The sequence below is a fragment of the Pseudoalteromonas luteoviolacea NCIMB 1942 genome, assembly GCF_001625595.1.
In the GTDB taxonomy this organism is placed as follows: domain Bacteria; phylum Pseudomonadota; class Gammaproteobacteria; order Enterobacterales; family Alteromonadaceae; genus Pseudoalteromonas; species Pseudoalteromonas luteoviolacea_A.
In genome coordinates this window covers 14,596-34,259 of record NZ_AUXT01000181.1, presented here as the reverse complement: position 1 = coordinate 34,259, position 19,664 = coordinate 14,596, and the positions used below count along the sequence as shown (strand labels likewise).

Annotated in this window: 15 protein-coding genes, 1 pseudogene and 1 riboswitch; of the genes and pseudogenes, 7 read left to right on the top strand and 9 right to left on the bottom strand. The window is 41.0% G+C overall.

The features are described 5' to 3' along the window. Positions 1–69 precede the first annotated feature (69 nt). The gene (locus N482_RS15985) at positions 70–2,874 is read left to right on the top strand and encodes a methyl-accepting chemotaxis protein (RefSeq protein WP_231100877.1); all 2,805 of its coding nucleotides are present in this window, start codon (positions 70–72) and stop codon (positions 2,872–2,874) included. Between the two features lie 154 nt (positions 2,875–3,028). On the opposite strand, the gene N482_RS15980 is transcribed toward N482_RS15985, so the two are convergent. From N482_RS15980 to N482_RS24420, 3 genes are all read right to left on the bottom strand, one after another. Then, complete coding sequence (locus tag N482_RS15980; RefSeq protein ID WP_063377979.1) at positions 3,029–3,628, bottom strand: hypothetical protein; 600 nt, start codon at positions 3,626–3,628, stop codon at positions 3,029–3,031. A gap of 80 nt (positions 3,629–3,708) precedes the next feature. After that, positions 3,709–4,245 (bottom strand): LysR substrate-binding domain-containing protein, encoded by a 537-nt coding sequence (locus N482_RS24425; protein WP_081227999.1) that lies wholly within the window; start codon positions 4,243–4,245, stop codon positions 3,709–3,711. 49 nt (positions 4,246–4,294) lie between these two features. Next, positions 4,295–4,582, bottom strand: coding sequence for a LysR family transcriptional regulator (locus N482_RS24420; RefSeq protein ID WP_081227998.1), 288 nt, complete (start codon positions 4,580–4,582; stop codon positions 4,295–4,297). A gap of 412 nt (positions 4,583–4,994) precedes the next feature. On the opposite strand from N482_RS24420, the gene N482_RS15970 reads away from it, so the two are divergent. The 3 genes and pseudogenes from N482_RS15970 to N482_RS24415 all read left to right on the top strand — a co-directional run. Next, positions 4,995–5,600, top strand: coding sequence for an HAD family hydrolase (locus N482_RS15970; RefSeq protein ID WP_063377978.1), 606 nt, complete (start codon positions 4,995–4,997; stop codon positions 5,598–5,600). 124 nt (positions 5,601–5,724) lie between these two features. Continuing rightward, positions 5,725–6,450: a YebC/PmpR family DNA-binding transcriptional regulator gene (locus N482_RS15965; RefSeq protein WP_063377977.1), complete on the top strand. Its 726-nt coding sequence runs from the start codon at positions 5,725–5,727 to the stop codon at positions 6,448–6,450. Between the two features lie 150 nt (positions 6,451–6,600). After that, positions 6,601–6,768, top strand: a pseudogene (locus N482_RS24415) (transposase domain-containing protein); the annotation flags it as partial. A gap of 156 nt (positions 6,769–6,924) precedes the next feature. Here N482_RS24415 and N482_RS15960 read toward each other — a convergent pair. Beyond that, entirely contained in the window at positions 6,925–7,632 is a 708-nt protein-coding gene (locus N482_RS15960) for a TorF family putative porin (protein ID WP_081227994.1), read from the bottom strand. Between the two features lie 481 nt (positions 7,633–8,113). Between N482_RS15960 and N482_RS15955 the strand changes: the two genes are divergently transcribed. Both N482_RS15955 and N482_RS15950 read left to right on the top strand, forming a co-directional pair. Then, positions 8,114–9,691, top strand: a complete 1,578-nt coding sequence (locus tag N482_RS15955; RefSeq protein WP_063377976.1) for an alkaline phosphatase D family protein — start codon at positions 8,114–8,116, stop codon at positions 9,689–9,691. Between the two features lie 229 nt (positions 9,692–9,920). Further along, the gene (locus N482_RS15950; RefSeq protein WP_063377975.1) at positions 9,921–10,370 is read left to right on the top strand and encodes an Hsp20 family protein; all 450 of its coding nucleotides are present in this window, start codon (positions 9,921–9,923) and stop codon (positions 10,368–10,370) included. Positions 10,371–10,455: 85 nt separating this feature from the next. On the opposite strand, the gene N482_RS15945 is transcribed toward N482_RS15950, so the two are convergent. The 5 genes from N482_RS15945 to N482_RS15930 form a co-directional block, all read right to left on the bottom strand. After that, a complete protein-coding gene (locus tag N482_RS15945) occupies positions 10,456–10,851 on the bottom strand; it encodes a hypothetical protein (RefSeq protein WP_063377974.1) in 396 nt (131 codons plus the stop codon). A gap of 204 nt (positions 10,852–11,055) precedes the next feature. Beyond that, positions 11,056–11,226 (bottom strand): hypothetical protein, encoded by a 171-nt coding sequence (locus N482_RS24920; protein WP_155730609.1) that lies wholly within the window; start codon positions 11,224–11,226, stop codon positions 11,056–11,058. Positions 11,227–11,329: 103 nt separating this feature from the next. Beyond that, positions 11,330–13,561 carry a DUF4955 domain-containing protein gene (locus N482_RS15940; protein ID WP_063377973.1) on the bottom strand — a complete coding sequence of 744 codons (2,232 nt, stop codon included), beginning with the start codon at positions 13,559–13,561 and terminating at the stop codon, positions 11,330–11,332. Positions 13,562–13,649: 88 nt separating this feature from the next. Next, positions 13,650–13,747, bottom strand: a riboswitch (cyclic di-GMP riboswitch). A gap of 496 nt (positions 13,748–14,243) precedes the next feature. Then, positions 14,244–15,245 (bottom strand): ATP-binding protein, encoded by a 1,002-nt coding sequence (locus N482_RS15935; protein WP_063377972.1) that lies wholly within the window; start codon positions 15,243–15,245, stop codon positions 14,244–14,246. A 136-nt stretch (positions 15,246–15,381) separates the two neighbouring features. Further along, positions 15,382–17,559 carry a malate synthase G gene (locus N482_RS15930; RefSeq protein WP_063377971.1) on the bottom strand — a complete coding sequence of 726 codons (2,178 nt, stop codon included), beginning with the start codon at positions 17,557–17,559 and terminating at the stop codon, positions 15,382–15,384. A gap of 235 nt (positions 17,560–17,794) precedes the next feature. On the opposite strand from N482_RS15930, the gene N482_RS15925 reads away from it, so the two are divergent. Then, positions 17,795–19,399: an isocitrate lyase gene (locus N482_RS15925; protein ID WP_063377970.1), complete on the top strand. Its 1,605-nt coding sequence runs from the start codon at positions 17,795–17,797 to the stop codon at positions 19,397–19,399. The last annotated feature ends 265 nt before the right edge of the window (positions 19,400–19,664 follow it).

The window sequence follows — 19,664 nt, the reverse complement described above, 5'->3', positions numbered from 1 at the left end:
TCGACTGGCACAACGCGCAATGTCAACTATATTTTTGCTTACATCCAATTCGTAATGACTCGGTGGCATATGATATTTTCATCAAGGACAGAACGTCTTAAAAGACAAACAATTCAAACGAAATACGATCTTATATTTAATAACCAGCCCATATTGACGTTAAGTGATGATGGAATGATAAAGGAAGTCAGTGATGCACTGCTTGAAAAGTTAGGCTACCAGCGCCATGAGTTAATCAACAAGCCTTACAAAATCATACTCAAAACGACACTGAATTTTGGTAGCCACAGTATCGCAAACCACTCATCAGACGAAGTGCAGGCGAGCAGTAAAAATAAACAAACGTTGTGGTTCCAATCATACCTCCTTAGCAATTTTGAACAGCCTCCTAATAGCGAATTGCATGATGCAACTTCGTTGTTGGTACTACACGATATAACAAGTTACAAAGAGGCAAATTCAGACTTTGTGGGAAAAATCGACGCAATAGACAGATCGCAAGCGGTCATTGAATTTAATATGGATGGAACAATCATTCATGCCAATGACAACTTTCTTCAAGTCATGGGGTATGAGCTGTCTGAAATAGTCGGTAAACACCACAGTATGTTTGCCGAGTCTGAATATGCACATAGCGAAGAATATAAAGGCTTTTGGCAGAGTTTAAATCAAGGCGAATTTAGTACCGGCGAGTACAAACGCCTTGGCAAAGGAGGTAAGGAAGTTTGGATCCATGCATCCTACAACCCTATATTCAATGCTCAAGGCCAGCCTTATAAAGTGGTTAAATATGCCTCAGACATAACACCAAATAAGCTACAGGCCGCTGATTTTCAAGGTCAATTGCAAGCGATTAGTAAGTCACAGGCCGTGATTGAATTTAACATGGATGGCACCATCATAAATGCCAATGAAAACTTTCTACTGACTATGGGGTATACATTAGACGAAATAGTAGGGCAGCACCATAGTATGTTTGCAGAACCCGATTACGCAGCAAGCAACGAATATAGGAATTTTTGGGCAGTTCTTAATGCGGGTAACTTTAATTCGGGTGAGTTCTTACGTAGAGGAAAAAACGGCAAAGAAGTGTGGATACAAGCCTCTTATAACCCTATTTTAGATTTAAATGGTAAGCCGTTTAAAGTTGTTAAATATGCCTCTGACATCACAGCCCAAAAAGCTCAAGCTGCGAATTATGAGGGACAACTTCAAGCAATTAGCAAATCTCAGGCAATTATTGAATTCAATATGGATGGCACGATTATTACTGCCAATGAGAACTTTTTGCAAACGACAGGGCATACACTCGCAGAAATCCAAGGTCAGCATCACAGTATGTTTGCCGATCCTGATTATGCGAACAGTCAAGCCTACGCAGACTTTTGGCACCAATTAAATCAGGGCAAGTTTGATTCTGGTGAATACCAACGCATAGGTAAAAACGGCAAAAAGATTTGGATTCAAGCAACTTACAATCCGATCTTTAATTCACGCGGTAAGCCGTTTAAAGTCGTAAAGTTTGCTACCGATATCACAGCACAAAAACTGCAAGGAGCCGACTTTGCCGGTCAGCTTGCCGCTATCCATAAATCGCAGGCAGTTATCGAGTTTAATATGGACGGCACCATTATTGATGCCAACGAAAACTTCCTAACTACAACAGGCTATACACTAGATGAAATCAGGGGCAAGCACCACAAGATGTTTGCACTACCAGAATACGCCACTAGCGTTGAGTATCAGCAATTTTGGCAACATTTAAACAAAGGCCAATTTGACAGAGGGGAATATCAGCGAATAGGCAAAGGCGGTAAAGAAATTTGGATTCAGGCTTCTTACAATCCTATTTTCGACTCAGATGGCACACCCTTTAAAGTCGTGAAGTACGCAACGGATATTACAACTAGAAAACACGCTATCTTTAGCATTAAGTCGGCAATTATGGCACTCGCAGAGGGTCAATTGAATCATGGAATTGACGATGATCTGGGTGGTGAATTCAATATCTTAAAAGATGCCATGAATGGCCTGATGAACAATTTAAATAGTATGGTGCTCGAAATCACAGAGGCCTCTAATCAGGTTTATCAGGGGGCACAAAGCATTGCTTCTGGTAATGAGCAATTAAACAGGCGCACAGAGAACCAAGGCGCAAGTTTTGAAGAAACAGCCTCAACCATGGAGCAATTAACGACAACCGTGCAGCAAAATGCAAAAAGTGCAAAGGATGTTTCACTGCATGCCGAAGAGGTCATGAAAAAAGCTCAGCAAGGTGGCGAAACAGTTTCAGATGCGGTTAACGCGATGAGTGACATAGAGGCATGCAGTAGCAGCATTTCAGACATTATTGGTGTCATCGATGAAATAGCATTTCAGACCAACTTATTAGCACTCAATGCTTCTGTCGAGGCTGCAAGAGCTGGCGAATCGGGTAGAGGTTTTGCGGTTGTGGCAAGTGAAGTCCGTAATTTAGCACAGCGCAGCGCATCTGCTGCCAAAGAGATTAAAGGGCTTATCCAAGATAGCTCCGAGGCCGTTTCAAAGGGCAGTTTGCTGGTGGCAGCGTCAGGTGATACATTTAAGCAACTCGTGACAGTAGTGCAAGAAGTAAACCTGATGATTTCGGAGATCACTGAAGCAAGCCAAGAGCAATCTGATGGTGTTGCAGCGGTTTCATCAACCATTGCGCAAATGGACAATGAAACTCAGCAAAATATTCACTTGGTTGAGCAATCAACCCATGCAAGTCAAGTGATGATCCAGCAAGCTCAACATCTGTTGCAGCAAGTATCAAACTTTAAGACAAGTACGAAGCAAGAGCTACTACTTGCTCCTGAGCCAAAAGGCACGCTCAGGTTAAACGTCGGGTGACTTAGATAAGAGTAAATAGCGATACTTTTACAGTTGCATGCTGTTCCCGCTTGGTTCATGCACAGCAAAAGTGGCGCATGTAATAAGTTCTGTCAATTAGTACTCAGAAAAGCGGCACATCGTTAACGGGGGGGTCGGCCATATTCGCACATGTTTATGGCCTAGCATCAATTTCATCTTCTTTGAGATCGAGCAAAGTTTCTAGTTCAAGTAAGGTTATCTCTCCTTGTTGATACCTTCTTTCTTGTTCCAAAATGTACAATACATATGAAGTGCTTTTGACAAATAGCTCTGGCATGATGCTTTTTGCTCGTTTCATCACGATTAATCTCTCGCTCAACTCGGTCAGAGACTCTTGGGATAGGTTTTTAATGAATATATGTTGTGACATCAGCGCGTCTAAATATTCAGGATATACCAGTGGATTTTTCTCAAAAAATGCGGCTTTTGCTTCTTTACTGACACTATCACTTAAACGCTCTTGGTAATGCTCGAGCAATAAAATGCTGTAATCTTGGCTTTCTTTAACGACGGCTTCTGCCGCATAGAGTAGCTTAATCAAATCCTCTCGCTCTTTCTCATTCGCGTCATAGTTACTGATCGTAATCGCCAGTAATACACCAATTAAGGTTGCGACTAGAGTTAAAACAAAGTTACTTGCCAACTCATTGCGATGTGTGAAATGCTTGAGCTTAGGAATAAATAATATGCTACTGCAAAATATCAAAACCACGGTCGTGACTAGGTAAATCATGTTGTTTGTTCTTTTTATTTTTTAATAACGCTGAGCTAATTTACTCAAATACTATGCGATAAACTAGTTCAAATGAAAAGTTAAACGCACGCAAGTTCGCGCCTGAATGTTTTAATTCGTAGCACTCGTGGCGATTCCAAATCATACATAAGGCGATATTGCGTGCCAGGTTCAAGCCCGTATGCATAGGGCTGAACTAGCATACCTTGCTCTATATAATGAGCAGCTTGTTTGGCTGAGCCCAAACAAACACCATGCCCAGCAAGCACCGCACTCATGGCAATATCGATATTGTTTACACGCAAGACCTGACAATGAGTGATATTTAGATCAATAGATAGACGTTCAAACCACTCAGGCCAATACTCTTTTGCAGCATAATCTATCAACCAACAACCTTTTAAACTGCTTGGTTCTTCTGTATCCAACTGTTTTGCAACGCTAGGGGAGCATAAAGGCACAATAGGGTCGTCAAATAAAACCTCGCAATGATACTCAGGATAAGGAGTTCTACCATAACGAATAGCAACGTCCACTTTTCCTTGGCGCAAATCCTCAGTTTCTTTAGAAGTAAGTACTTTCAATGTGATATCAGGATAAGTCGCGCAAAATTCCACATTACAGGTACAAGTACTAAAGAGGCAAAAGACTGTGTTGTTGTAATCGTTAGCTCACCGGCAAGAGGCTCACTTTGAATTTTTTTAGCCCTTCGATAATGCTATTGAACCCCATACAAATAGCCTCATGCAACACAGTACCTTGCTGAGTAACATGCATCTTTCGACCTTTACGATAAAACAGTTTGCACCCTAACTGCCCCTCAAGCTTGCGAATTTGTTGGCTTATCGCAGCCTGTGTAACATGGAGTTCTTCAGCCGCTTTACTATAGCTTTTCAGTCTCGCCGCGGCTTCAACCATTCGCAGCCCAGAAACATTAACCAGCTCTTTATACATAACCTCTACTTATGTAATAGTTAAGTTTATATCGTTCGAGTTACACTATTTTATATCACATAATCACTATCTCAGCAGTAAATGAGATATAAAACCACTGATAAAAATACAAAAAGTATAGTTAAAACCGAAAAACCACGGCTAAGGTGGATGGAGATAATTGGTCGAAAGCTAAATTTTAGCTATGTAAGCACTTACAAATAAGATAATTTGAACTTATATAAACCAACAACAATAATCAACTGACGGTAAGCCAACAATATAAGCTCTTTAAGGTCAGGGTTTTGACAAAATGGTAAGGCCAGTGACGATTCGAACAATTTTTAACTGTGATCTTTGCAACCTGATTTCGCGTATTCTATGTTTAAAGCAGACACTGTAGTCTTGCTATGGAATAAGAGGTAAGAATCGCATGATCAAAGGAATTATATTCGACTTGGATGGCACACTAGTTACTTCTAGTTTAGATTTTGCAATGATGAAAGCGCAGCTAGGGTGTCAAAGAGAAGATGACCTACTAGAGTTTGTCGACTCACTTCCATCTCCGTACATGCGTGAAGAAGCCATGGCACTCATACATCAACACGAACTACATGATGCCAACCAATGCGCGTTCATACCCGGTGCCCAACAAGCAGTTGACACACTATTTGACCAAGGGTTTAAACTGGCAATTGTGACGCGAAATTTTACAAAGGCTGCTCAAATTAAACTGCAGCGCTGTAATATGCCTATAGATATTATAGTAACTAGAGATGATGCCCCTGCCAAACCAGATCCGTCGGCGCTGCAAGGTATTGCTGAACACTGGAGCTTACCGAGTAACGAATGTATGTATGTAGGAGATTACTTATACGACATTCAGGCTGCGCATAATGCCAACATGATGTCTTGCCTTTTTGTTCAACAAGAAATGCCTGAGTACGCGCGTTTTGCAGACTGTATTTTATCAGATTGGAGCCTGTTCTCCGCATTGATTGAGCAAATTAACGTAAAAGCAATACATCAACTGGCCTGAATGAAAAGGCCAAATTGACACTTAATCTTGAAGATAGCTCACCTCAAACCCAATAGGGTATAGCCCAAAGCCTTTAGTCTTGCTAGAATCTTGGCCATTAAAATTTCAAATAACGAGAATTAAGATGGGTAGAGCATTTGAAGTCCGCAAAAACGCCATGGCAAAAACGGCAGCGGCAAAAACCAAGGTCAATTCTAAATACGGTAAAGAGATCTACGTTATAGCAAAAAATGGCGGTGCAGATCCTGAAACAAACCTATCCCTTCGACGCTTGATTGAAAAAGCTAAAAAAGATCAAGTTCCTGCACACGTTATTGAAAAAGCAGTCGAAAAAGCAGCTGGTGGCGCAGGTGAAGATTACTCGCCAGCACGTTACGAAGGTTATGGACCGGGTAACTGTATGGTTATAGTTGACTGCTTAACAGATAATCCAAACCGTACTATCAAAGATGTACGTTTGCCATTCACCAAAACAGATTCAAAGATTGGTAGCCCTGGTTGTGTTGCACATATGTTTGACCACTTCGCTATTTTAGGTTTTGCCGGAGATGATGACGAAGCAGTACTAGAAGCACTGATGATGGCGGACGTTGATGTCACAGACGTAGAAGTTGAAGATGGTAAAGTGTCAGTATTTGCACCAAATACCGAGTATTTCAAAGCCAAAACTGCACTGACTGAAGCTTTTGAAGGCATTACGTTTGAAGTGGATGAAATCACATGGATCCCACAAACGCACGTTGAAATCGAAAATGAAGACGACGTAGCGAACTTTGAAAAGTTCTTAACGATGCTAGAAGACTGTGATGATGTACAAAACGTTTATCACAACGCAATCGTTAAAAAGTAATTACTCGTATTACTAAAAAGCCAGCTTATGCTGCAATGCTGATCTATTAAGAAAATGATCAGTTGACCAATCCAAAAGGTCATGAAAAATCCGTAATTAGTTTTCTGATTACGGGTTTTTTATGGCAAACACTTATTTGTTCAACGTGTTATCAATGATTCATCACTAGAGTTGGCTCAACTGTCTACATTGTGTGAACACATTCCTGTTGAGTGGGTTGCACAGGCAGCAGAATTATCAACTAAAGTGACAATCAGAAGACGCAGACTTCCCAGCGATATGGTGCTTTGGTTAGTGGTTAGTGTGCACTTAGAGCGGGCTTGACGGTACTCTTTAAAGAAAAACGCCCTAGGCCAAGTAGACCTAGGGTCGTTAAGATGAATAAAAGCCGTTACCCTGTTAATCGCAAAGCAGCTCCTCTAAATCGAACAGCATTGAGCTTATGCTGGCTTTTTTATGGCCAATAAATATTCATTAAAGGTCAAATGTTCGAGAAACTGAAAATGCAATTCGCTCGTCAGATGTGTCAGAATCTATTGACGTATCCTGCGCGGCAATCTCGATGTCGAAGTTTGAAATACTGGTTGAATAAGCCAGCTCATAATAGTGATAAGATGTATCACTACCATCCCAGCTAAATTTGTCACCATCTAAAGAGTTTGAAACAGTATAACTGACAGTGATGTCATGATTTTCTGCAATTGAAAAAGCATGAGAAAGAGACGTAATCGTATGACCTGCCTCTGTGCCTGCATAATCCCAGCTATAGAAAAAGTTAAAGCTCGTTTGGCCCAAAGCATTTTCGTAGCCAAATTTCGTATACGCCTCTGGGTAGTTTAAATCACTGGAATCATCCCCTCCATAATAGCTATAGTAAGCAATCCCAACATCTAAGCTCCAAGTGCTACTTAAATCAAAAGTGCGCCCAAAGTAGATATCAACTTCAACATCAGTGCCATCGCTAAAATCAACGTTTGATGCCCAAGCTCCTGCGTACCAGTTCGTTTTTGTGTCGCTATAATCTAGACTCGCTTGAATTGCAAAATCATTTTCTGTCTGGCTAATACCGTTAAATGTATAGTCCGATGCGCCTGAAATAGTGCTAGACCAATCAGCCATTGCCAAATTGGATACCAGCATCAAAGGAAGAACAAAAAGGGGAGTTCGCAGATTTTTTATCATATTATTTATCTCAATGAACGTGAGTATATTACTACCACGATATTTCACTGTGATTTAGAGATTAACTCTCTGAATCACATTTTTACTTTTATTGTTAAAGTTTAGTGTAATTGGCAGGTTAAACAAGAGATTCACTCTAGTCTCACCGCGCTATTCATACTGGTAAAGTTGCTTTTTTTACAATGCAAAATTGAATTACAGTTACTCAAAGTAAGACGAAGTAAAAGGTGAAAAATAACTAGTAAAAAACTATCATTTATAAAATTCACATATAATACATAAACTTATAATTGTAAAAATAAATATACACACTTAATACAGCTTCAACACCTCTCCTATTAATAACTAATCTTCCCAAATATATAATTTACAATTTCGCATTTAAACAACCTAAACAAGCGTTCAAATCATATAAATGAAATCAAACTTTAACTTTTTGCATATTAACTATGTAAAAAAGCAAAAGTTAGAGTAATTACTTATGAACATATCCCGTCGCAGTTTTATCAAAGGTGGTGTCGTACTGTCCAGCTTGCCGTTAACACTCTCATTATCCGGCTGTACATTTTCAGAAAACCCGTTTAGTCATGGCGTTGCCAGTGGAGATCCGCTTGATGATCGCGTCATTCTTTGGACTCGAATCACCATACCCAAAGAAATAAGTGACAAAGTCGATATAGAGACACTAACCGTCAAGGTTAATTGGCAACTAGCCTCCGATACCAACTTTTCTTCTATAGTCGCCTCAGGCTATGTAATTACCTCTCAAGAAAACGACTTTACTGTAAAAGCAGATGCCACGGGACTGCGTGAAAATACCCGCTATTTTTACCGATTTATTATTGATGAGCTAGACAGCCCCTTAATTTCACCTGTTGGTAGGACCAAAACGCTCCCCATATTCAATGTCTCTAATATAAAACTCGCCATGGCTTCTTGTTCTCATTTTAGCTATGGCTACTTCAACGTTTACGCACGAATCGCTGAAATCTCCGATCTTGACGCGGTACTACATTTAGGTGATTACCTGTATGAATACGGTAATAAGGACATATATCGCAACCCATTTCTTTGGAACCGTAAAGTAGTACCAGCACATGAAATGGTTAGCCTATCTGACTATCGACAGCGCCATGCATGCTACAAGACAGATGAAGACCTACAGACACTACACCAAACACACCCCATGATTTGCATATGGGATGACCACGAGTTTACTAATGACACATGGCAAGGTGGTGCCGAAAATCACAATGAAGGCGAGGGCACTTGGCAAGCGCGCAGCCAAGCGGCAATTCAAGCCTATTACGAATGGATGCCAATCAGAGAGCCAAATAGTCTCAGCCGTGAAAAAGCATACCGCTGTTTTAAGTTCGGTGATCTAGCCGAGCTCAACATGCTAGATACTCGCTTCATTGGTCGCGATAAGCAAGTAGAAGTCAACGATCCGGTCAGGCTTGAGGAGCAGCGTTCATTACTTGGCTATGAGCAGGAGCAATGGCTTCAAGACAATTTAATAGACGCCAAACGCCAAGGTGTGAAATGGCTATTGTTGGGTCAACAAGTACAAATGATGCAAATTCAGATGTTGGGTAAACCTATAAATACAGATGCATGGGACGGCTATCCAGCGGCCCGAGCAAGGTTACTCGATTTTATTGAGGCCAACAATATCGACAACGTCGTTGTACTCACAGGCGATGTGCACTCATCATGGGCGGCTAATATTTGTAAAGACCCTTATGACGGGCGGCAATATAACCGCTTTACCCATGATGGAGCAGTTGCTGTAGAGATAGTCACATCGTCAGTAACTTCTCCCTCGATTCCAGTACCAGGGTTGCAACAAATTGTAGGTGATGTCGGCAAAGTTTTAATGCCAGAAAACCCCCACATACGTTATGTAGATTTGGCTAACAGAGGCTTTGTTACCTTAGATATCAACCATGAACGTTTAACGGCAAAATGGCACCATGTACCTTTTGTTGGATTTAAAAACGACCAGATACATATTGGCAAACAATTTACCGTATATTCGGGACAATCAAAGCTGCAATAGCACTTCAACACATCATCTACCCCTCTTGAAAAGCCCGGTATAAGGGCTTTTCAATTTTTTTTAGTTTTTTTACTTTATTTTCTTGAAAATCATTTTGCCCGTCCATAGATAGTGTATTGAGGACGCCGACAGGGTCCCAAACCAAAAATTAAGAAACTGTTATTAACCTTGTTTACTGGTTCATTAGAAGAGTAAACAAGCATTATCGCTTTAATGAGGATATATTATTATGCGCAACGTAGACCTAACTCCACTTTATCGTTCATTCATCGGTTTTGATCACTTAGCTTCACTTATGGACCGTGCTGCACACAATGGTAAGCAAGCAAGTTACCCACCATACAATATTGAAGCTTTAGACCAAGATAAGTACCAAATTACGATGGCTGTCGCTGGGTTTACCAACGATGAGCTACACATTGAGTCTGAGAACAATACACTCAGAATAAAAGGCCAAAAAGCCAATAAAGAAGACAAAACCGAACGTAAGTTTATCCACCAAGGCATAGCCGAACGCAACTTTGAGCAGAGTTTTCAACTTGGAGATCACGTACGAGTAATTGGCGCAGAATTAGAAAATGGCTTGCTTATGATTAGCCTTGAAAGAGAAATTCCAGAGGCACTAAAGCCGAGGAAGATAGAAATAGGTAAAGGCAAACTTTTAGAAAACGAAGGCTAAACTAAGCCAAAACTTGATGTTGATTACCCCTAGACAAGCCGCTTATGCGGCTTTTCCTGTTTGATGTAAACCCCCTTTACATCCCTTAGTACGTCCTTTCAATCGCACATAAATCGTTACTTATACACTGGCTTTGTTCAACTTTATCAATCGGGTGAAATGGCTTCTTTGTTCTCGGATTTATTCCTTTATCCAAACAAGCTTTTCTATGCTCAACTGACTCAATTGAGTTATTGAATGCATAAGCAACAGCAGAAATAATGGACGATGATACCATTATGACAGCAGGAATGAGTAAGTTACTGCTGATAGCTGGTAATTGACCATCTTCGGGTTTATACAAATAGTCAGACGACACCTCGGTCACCTCTCGTTCAAGGTTACAGGTCTCATCGTAGTAAACTTGCTTTTTAGGTGAGTACACACAGCCTGTCGCAAACAACAGCGCTGTAATGCATTGAAGACCAATTAAATTTTTCAAAAGTTGACTCTCCCTAATCCAGTTTTAAGTGTACAAAAATAGCACATTTATAATCTTTGATTGTAAGAAAGTGTTGGAGGGTAAGCGAAACATTCAGTGCTAAGTTGCAATGTTTGAGTAAAAGTCTATTAAGCAGCACAGGGGTGGCTCAGGTGAAATAAAGTGGCCCGAAATATTAAATTTCAGGCCTAAGTAAATGAGACATTAAAGAGTCACTTTATTACATAAATCCATATTTGCTTTATCTTTCAATTTTAAACAATACATAGAAGTTTCGTTTACTTCGATACCGTTAAAAGCAAATGTTGAAAACCAGCCAAATACTAAAGCTAGGCTAATTAGAGCATACTTTTTGTAAGGGGGTAGTGTTGCCATTGTTAATTACCTTGAATCATTCTTTGACCAACCTTTACAGGTTGGATTCATTAAATTTTGGACAAGCGCTTGCTATCCACACGGAGCAACACGCTCATTTATTTCATTGAAAAACATGTACGTTTTTAATCTCACCGATAAAAGGGTAAGTGCCTTTTACAGGAGAACCGACACTCAGTGGAATATCATTTTGCTCAGGAAGAACAACTTCCTTTGAACCGATGAAGTGGCCATTAATGTGTAATGAAAGCAAGTTCCCATTGAGGTGCATAACAAGTTTGTGCCAATTGCCATCTGCATAAATGCCCGCATTGACACCTTGTCCATTAACACGTGCGCTGATCACACCTTGTTTATTGACCTGAATGTAGAATGGATTTTGAGTGCCATAATTACCCTTAGATAAAGCAAAACCAGCTTTTTTCGTACTCCAAGTCTCGTATTTAAACTCCAGCTCAATGCGACTGAAATGATCAATATCGCCCAGCTCTACACGCTGACCGGAACCATTAAATGACCCTTGATAGTCGCCATAAGCTTGTCCATGTAAACCATTTCCTGAAAGGTCGCACACACTTTGTACAAGAGACCATGCGCCGACTAAACCATCTCCAGTCACGTGCTTTGCACAGCGGCGCTGCATTAATTGTGCATCATACAGACTCACAATATCAGTTACTGGCTGTATATGAGCTTGTGGCACATTAGCCAAGCTCGCATCATATCTTTGTTGGCTCTCAAAGCCATTGAAGCCTGCGCCGTTTAAGCCGACAACATATGGCATGATCACTCGACCATACTTGCTGTCATGACGCATAAATGCCCACTTATCGATCTCGTCATTTTGTGCGGTGTTTGTCACATTCCAAAATACTAAGTGCTTTAAATGGTTTGGCTGAGACCCTTCAGATCCACCCATAAATCCATAGTTCCATCCGCCTTTACTGTTCTCAATGAGATTACTGTATGGCATATTTGCATGTAAGTTGTGAAAGCGTTTCTCTGAGTGCGTTGAACCAGAAATCACGTTGCCCGCAGCTTTATGTGAAAATCCAGCTGCATGCCAATGTTCGGCTTGGTCGTCAATATCACGAGCCAACACATGGGTAGACGAGTTTATATCTAGACTTAAATGTCCTGGATTTCCGGTAAATTTAATGTCTTTCAGCGTCATCGCTGCACCATTTACCACGGTAATACCTTGGTTTACATCGACGATATCAACATTTCTCAGCCAGCCATTTGCCACGCGAGAAATTCGCAACGCACTCCAACCACCATCATGTACACCACTTAAATGATGCTTAAATTTGGCCTGCCAATTACCTTGGATAGTCAGGTTTTCAATACCGACATTTTCAACTAACGTTGCCTTTTTTAGCCCCCAGTATCCATCACTTTGAATCTCATGATGAATTGGTGCAGCAAACGTGATTTGTTCACCGTCAATTGCTGTAATTTGATGGTACTCTTGGGAGCGCAATCCTTTTTTAATTAGCCCCCACTTACCATCTAATTTGTAAGGTGATAACGCTTTGGCAATCGTTTCTTCACGAGGGTCAAAGCGAGATAATTGAACCCACTGGCCTACCTTCAGTAAGCTACTATCACCCACTCGTACAGAGCGAGTTGAGTGTCTGGGGTGTGCAGAAATTATATCTGTGATAAACCTTTCGCCACTGGGAGACACTTTTTTTTGGCTAACTCCCTTAACACGAGGGTCACGGTTGTCGTAGTTGTACCCTATTTCGAATAAATAGGGGCTTGTCCACATTTTTGATGGATAAACCAAATCAAGGTGCTTATCCATATATAAAATACTTTGCTTGCTCTCGCCCCGTAAAATCATATTGCCGCGAGACAACTTAATCGATGCGTTCGCGCGGCTTTTTCTGCCAACGGCAGTATCGGACATATCAAGGAGAGCAATATCAGCTTGTGTATTTAAATCATATATTCCATTGGGGAAATAAATAATTGCACCACTTCCTCCTGCATCAATATACTTTTCGGCCGCTGCAATCGTATCTCTTACAGCTTGCTTATCAGATTGGCCTAATTTTATATCAGCACCAAAGTCGGTCACATCAAATGTGCGATACTCTAAGCTGTCTACATCGGGTATCCCTTGATTTGAAAATTGGTAGCCTGCATATGAGTAGTTTGCAAGGATCTTATCATCCGAGATATTGGTATTAGGATCTCTTAGATCCGACTGCTCAGATCTGGACTCTAGATAGGTATACCAAAAGTCATTTGCATACCCTTGTAAAGGAAAAGTGCTTGCGATAGCGCATAGTGCCGACACAAGTGTTTTGTTTGGAAAGTTTTTCATCTCTAACCTCAATTTGCTAGTGATATAGCGATATTGAGTAGATCTGGCACACACTTCCTTAATGAGTATTCATAACATTCCATGATTATGAAGCAACCCCGCTATCGTGGGCCTGCATGAAAATACAGAGCCTTTAGACCGGAAGCTTTGCGTCCTAGGCTTTCACCCAGTTTGCCAGTAACTACAGTTTGTGTAAATTTAAAAAGGAATTTATAGGAAGGTTCCAAGTACGTCAAACATAAATTAGAGCAAAAATCCTAATTGATTGTTCAACAGGGAATTAAAATTCGTACTAAACCACTTAAGCACCGTTTTTATTTTCTGTTAAACACCATAAATACCCGAAATTGAAACAACAATATTACTTGTAAAAGGACATAAAGGGAATTGTTCATCTTTGCTGACGGTATCGAAAAACAGCTTGGCACGCTGAATTTAAAATCAAAAAAAGAATAAACAGTCACAAAACGAATTCTGTATGTTCAGGCTAAGCGATACGTAACAAGGCTTCGTAGCAGAAAGTAAGCGGGCCGTTAATACATAACAATCTCATAAATTTATTCTCGAAAAACATAAGGTGAACTGGGCTCCCCCCAACTGTGGGCAACTATCTACTTCAATCGAGCCAAGGTATCGCTGTACAATTTTGGCGCTAAACGCTAAAGCAATGCCAAAGCCACGCTCAGGTCCTTGATTTAAGCTTAAAAATAGCCTCTCTTTGCTGTACGTTTATGCCATCTCCATCATCACTAATGGTAAATATCACGTACTCCTTATCCACCACCACTTTAAGTAAACATCGAGAGTGGCCGTATTTTACGGCGTTTTCCACAATGTTGGAAAGCGCCATAGAAAGGTAGCTTTGTTCCGCTTTAATGTAAAATGCGGTATTTGGCAATTGCACTTCAAGCGCATCATCAAATTTGTCTATTACATAGTTATATAACATCTTTTGCCCATCGATAGTGACAGGCATAGCTTCATCTAGACTATGCTGAAGCCTTGCAAAATCAAGCATATGAAGAAGCAATCGCTCCACTTCATCATCAGTTTCGACTAGCGTATCTAACCCCATTCTAACACACGCCAGAGGCGTCCTAAGTTCATGAGACAGGCCACCAGCGAGCAGTTTCACATCATCCATCAGCACATTAATTTTATCGGCCATCTGGTTGAAAGACAGTTCTATATCACACAAATACCATAATCTACCGACCTTAAGTCGTATATCTAGTTGCCCTTCACCAAATCTATTAGCGGCTTGCCTTAACTTCACAAGACGGCATATAAATGGCGCAAGAAACGCTATCATAACGATGATCAATAACCCATAAAATGAGAGCGTTAAGCCTAAGCTTTGATCGTCTGTAAGACGATGTTTATCATATTGATACACAAGAATTGCACCACCTCGAGTTAACAGATGAACCATTACTTGCTCTTGGGTTTCAAGATAAATGACTTCTCCTTGCTGGAGCTGCTGACTTAATTGCGCAGGCAACGGGTACGTATCCTGCTGACGTATTACAACCGATGTATTGCGGGTATTGATTTGAGGGAACCCCTTCAAGTCAATTTTCGCACTGGCAGCCATGGCACGTAATATCGGTAAAACAAGCTCAATTTCATCATTTGCAATCGGCTGAGCCTCGACTACGTCTGACGTGTAAACCTGATCAATCACCTGGTCCAGTAAAATACTGGCGAGCAACAAAACAATTTATCAGGAAAACATGACAAGGTTATTCGTCAAGGGGGTTTACACCTTGTAGCTATGTATAGTGTACAAGGTGTAATTTAATTGAAGCTATTACAAAGGGCTAAACATCCAATGCTTTACGCTTACGTCTATATGCATGAAGCAGGGGCTCTGTATAACCGTTGGGCTGCTCTCTACCTTCAAAAACCAAAGCTAACGCAGCTTGGTATGATAGATTTTCAGAATTAGGGTGGCCATTACTACACATAGCCTGATAGTTGGGGTCTGCGCTATTTTGACTATCCACAACACCCGCCATTTTAGCAAAGGTATTATGCACTTGCTCTTTAGTACAGACCCCATGAGCAAGCCAGTTTGCGATATGCTGACTGGAAATACGCAGTGTCGCTCTGTCTTCCATTAAACCAACATGCAAAATATCAGGCACTTTCGAACAGCCGATACCTTGGTCAATCCACCGTACCACATAGCCCAATATGCCTTGGATATTGTTATCTAACTCAGCTTGTATTTCTGCGTCAGTCAATTCAGGGTGTCGCATTAACGGCGGAGTGAGTAATTCAGATAAACTATCTGACTGATGTTTCAACATACATTGCTGACACGCTTTAACATCAACTTCATGATAATGCATGGCGTGAAGTGTTGCCGCCGTTGGTGAAGGTACCCATGCTGTACTTGCACCGGCGCGCAATTGTTCAGCTTTTTGATCCATCATTAGTGCCATTTTGTCCGGTTTTGCCCACATGCCTTTACCGATCTGCGCTTTTTCAATAAAACCATGTCTAAGGCCTATTTCCACGTTTTGCCTTTCATAGGCCGCAATCCAAGATTGAGATTTTATCTGCTCTTTAGGTAAAACAGCCCCTGCATGCATAGAAGTGTGGATCTCATCTCCCGTTCTGTCTAAAAACCCGGTATTGATAAATACAACGCGTGACTTAGCGGCATAAATACATGCACTTAAATTTACTGAAGTACGACGCTCTTCATCCATAATGCCCATTTTGATGGTATTGGCTGGCAAAGATAAGAATCGCTCTATTTCGCTAAATAAAAGCTCTGTATATGCGACCTCTTCAGCGCCATGCATTTTAGGTTTGACGATATTGATACTGGCAGCCTTTGAGTTGCGGTGCCCTTCTTTTTTTTGCAGATCATGTAATGCAGCAGTAGCGCTAAAGATCCCGTCTAATATGCCTTCAAAGACCTCATTACAATTCATATCAAGTATTGTCGGTGTAGTCATCAAATGGCCGACATTGCGCACAAACATCATAGCACGGCCACTCAAACTGAAAAGCTCGCCATTCAATGAGGTATATCTTCTATCAGGACTAAGCTCACGCGTTATTTTTTTACCTCCCTTTTCGAACTCCTCTTTTAATGTGCCAGTGTTAAGCTCTAGCCAGTTGCGATAGACTTGGATCTTGTCCTGTGCATCCACTGCTGCCACAGAATCCTCACAATCCATAATCGTTGTGAGCGCAGACTCTAAGATCACATCTTTGATCCCCGCTTTGTCAGCCTTGCCTATGGGATCTTCGGGATCAATGATCAATTCAAAGTGAAGTCCATGATGCTTGAATAGCAACACACTAGGGTTTTGAATTAGACCTTGATAACCAACTAATTGAGCACAATCGCATAGCGACACTTGCCTGCTGTCATTTAGTGTGATGACAAGTGCATTGTCGACAATAGCATAGTGCGTACTTTCTATGTGAGAGCCGCTGGTTAGCGGTAATACTTTATCCAAGAATTGCCGAGCATAAGCCATGACTTTAAACCCCCGTACAGGATTATAAGTTTCACTTTTCTCGGCACCATCCGCCTCTGGTAACATATCTGTACCGTATAGCGCATCGTATAAAGATCCCCACCTAGCGTTCGCAGCATTGAGTGCAAAACGCGCGTTGTTTACAGGGACCACTAACTGTGGCGCAGCAACCTGAGCAATTTCAGGCTCTACCTGCAAAGTTGATATTTTGAATTCAGAAGGTTCAGGCTGCAAATAACCAATAGTTTCTAAAAATGTCCGATATTTCTCAGCATCCCATACTGGATTTTCGACATGAAAACGGTCGATTTTTTCCTGCATTTCGTCACGTTTAGCTAGAAGGGCTCGATTGATAGGTGTGAGTTTATTGATAATGGTTGCGACACCTTGCCAATAGACTTCTTGATTCAGTGATAGCCCTGACAAAAGCTCCTGATTCACAAATTCATAGAAGCAGCTATCGATCGTTAAGCCAGCTTGTTGGATAGTTGCGCTCATAGCAGAGGTCCTATTAACGATATTTTTTTGAACGGGTTATTCAAAAATAAATCAATTTGTACAAAAACAAACCCCCCAAGCCATTCATTTAAAATATATTCATAATAACAACTATAAATTTAAAAAATCTAAAAAGTCATCCTAGTGTTTAATTAAGCGCCACGACACCCCTCACATTTTACGTTGTGGCAAACCGATTCAACCTAGCGTACTACTCGTTCGAAGGATAAAAACTATGAGTGATTATCAAACACAGATTGACCGCTTCACTACACTTTGTGAGTCAAAAAACCTTAATTGGCAATCAATAAACCCTGAATTTGCAAGCAGAATGCACTTGCAAAACCGATTCAAGACAGGTCTTGATATCGCTAAACACACCGCCAAAATCATGCGAGAAGACATGGCTCGTTACGATGCAGATCCGACGCAATATACTCAGTCTTTAGGCTGTTGGCATGGTTTCACAGCTCAACAAATGATGATGGCCGTGAAAAGACACAAAAAAACCACAAAAGGTGCATACGTTTATTTAAGTGGTTGGATGATTGCTGCACTGCGCTCCGAATTTGGACCGCTTCCAGATCAAAGCATGCATGAAAAAACAGCAGTGCCGAAATTGATTGAAGAGATATATACCTTCTTAAAACAAGCTGACGCCAGAGAACTTGATCACCTCTACAAAGCGTTGGACAGTGCTAAGGCTAACGACCAAGATTACAGTGGTATCCAATCTGAAATCGACAATTATGAGTCACACATTGTCCCAATCATTGCAGATATAGACGCGGGCTTTGGTAATGAAGAAGCAACTTACCTATTAGCAAAACAAATGATTGAAGCGGGCGCGTGCGCCATTCAAATCGAAAACCAAGTCTCAGACGCAAAACAGTGTGGCCACCAAGCTGGTAAGGTAACGGTTCCTCACGAAGACTTTTTAGCAAAGATAAATGCTGTCAGATATGCATTTTTGGAGCTAGGTGTAGAAGATGGAATTATCGTTGCCCGTACAGATTCACTCGGTGCCAGTTTGACACAAAAAATCCCCGTATCTCAGCAAACGGGCGACATTGCAAGCCAATATACCGCATTTTTAGAGACGCAAATCATTGAAGATGTAAGTCAGCTCCAAGACGGCGACATGGCCATAAAACTAGATGGCAAGCTACAAAAACCGACTCGCTTAGATAATGGCTTATATCAATTTAGAGAGGGTACTGAAAAAGATCGAGTGGTCCTCGATTGTATCACGAGCCTCCAAGCTGGTGCTGACTTGTTGTGGATTGAAACTGAAAAGCCTAACGTTGCCCAAATCGCCGAGCTGGTTAATCGTGTGCGTGAACAAGTGCCTAATGCCAAATTAGTGTATAACAACTCACCGTCGTTTAACTGGACATTGAAATTCCGTGAGCAAGCATATAATGACCTAAAAGCACAAGGCGAATCACTAGATGCTTATCCAGATCCTAGCCTTGATCCTAAAGCACTTATGGCGTCCGAGTTAGATGGTACTGAACTCGCGCGTATTGCTGATGAAAAGGTGAAAAGCTTCCAAATGGATGGCGCACAGCTAGCTGGGATTTTCCACCATTTGATTACTTTACCAACATACCATACAGCAGCACTAAGCACGGATATCTTATCCGAAGGATACTTTGGTGACCTTGGCATGCTGGCCTATGTCAGAGATGTGCAAAGACAAGAAATTAGAAGAGAACAAGCTTCAGTAAAACACCAAGACCTCGCTGGTTCCAATATTGGTGACACTCACAAAGAATATTTTAGTGGCGATAATGCACTCAAAGCAGGTGGTGAAACCAATACAATGAACCAGTTTTAAACATTGTTATCCCGACAATTAGGGCCTAAGGGCCCTTTTTTGCGATAAAAACTATAACCCCCCTACGCAATGCATGTTTTTACAGTACAGATCACGTTTTTACTCACTATAGAATTCTTGGATCAATAAAATACTAGCTACGTTTAATTTTGCTTTTAATGAGTGAAGTTAGGCTCAAATAGATTAATTCGCAGCGTGTTTAGGCTATAATCTGTGTTTATTAGTGCAGCTAATTAAATAATAGAGCACAAAACACCCATTTCTG